The sequence below is a fragment of the Rhizobium sp. UFLA01-1127 genome, from assembly GCF_059803845.1.
Genome location: NZ_JAUQTZ010000296.1, coordinates 1 through 1,054, shown reverse-complemented (window position 1 = coordinate 1,054; position 1,054 = coordinate 1). Strand labels below are relative to the sequence as shown.

Below are 1,054 nucleotides of genomic sequence, written 5' to 3'. Positions count from 1 at the left end.
CCGCTCTACCGCGTGGCGCAGACGTTCGAACGGGCCGGTGTTCCCATCAGCCGTGGTGCTCTGGCTCACTGGGTGATCGGTTCTAGCGAGAAGCACCTCTTCCGCATCTATGATGCCCTGAAACTGCGGCTTCAGTCGCAGCCGCTCATCCATGGTGACGAGACGACGGTTCAAGTCCTGAAGGAGAAGGACAAGGAAGCCACCAGCACATCCTTCATGTGGGCATATAGGAGTGGCGAGGACAGCGACGAGCCGATCGTACTGCTCGATTATCAGCCCGGCCGCGGCCAGATCTACCCGCAGGCCTTCCTCGGTGACTATCGCGGCATACTGGTCACTGATGGCTACACTGCATGGCGCACATTGAATGGTGCAACCCATGTCGGATGCATGGCCCATTCCAGGCGACGCTTCGTTGACGCGCTCAAGGCCAGAAAGAATGGCGGCGGGCCGCCGGAGCAAGCACTTCGGTTCTTCGAGCAGCTTTACAGGATCGAGAGGCAGGCCCGAAGCGAAAAGAACGGCGCCAATGAAACGCAGGCCGACTGCATTCGCCGCTTCCGACAACAACACAGCTTGCCCGTCCTGAATGCCCTCAAGGCGTGGCTCGACAATATCGCGCCGAAGGTCGTGCCGGATACCAAGCTCGGCGACGCTGTGTCTTACACTCTGAATCAATGGGATTACCTGACACGCTATACCAGCGATGGCAGGATGCCGATCGATAACAACGTTCTGGAACGCGAGATCAGAGTTTTTGCGACCGGAAGAAAATCGTGGTTGTTCAGCGACACCGCCGACGGAGCCAAGGCCAGTGCCGTGATCTACAGTCTGATGCTCACTTGCCGCGCCTGTGGCGTCGATCCGCTGGCATGGCTGCGCCACGTGCTCACCGAGTTGCCGCAGCGGACGGAAGCGGCCGACATAGGTGACCTGTTGCCGATCAACTTCTCCAAAGCCTCTGCCGCCGCCTAACAGAGCCGGAATAATCGCTACAGATGCGAGGGCGGTTCACCGGTCAGGCCGTCAATGCGCATGGAAAATCGCGCTTACG

General features: G+C 59.4%; 1 protein-coding gene. It reads left to right on the top strand.

Annotated elements, in window-relative coordinates; genetic code table 11:
* A partial coding sequence (tnpC, locus tag Q4Q11_RS31830) for an IS66 family transposase (RefSeq protein WP_498571982.1) occupies nt 1-975 on the top strand: 975 nt, incomplete at its 5' end.
* Nucleotides 976-1,054: the final 79 nt, after the last annotated feature.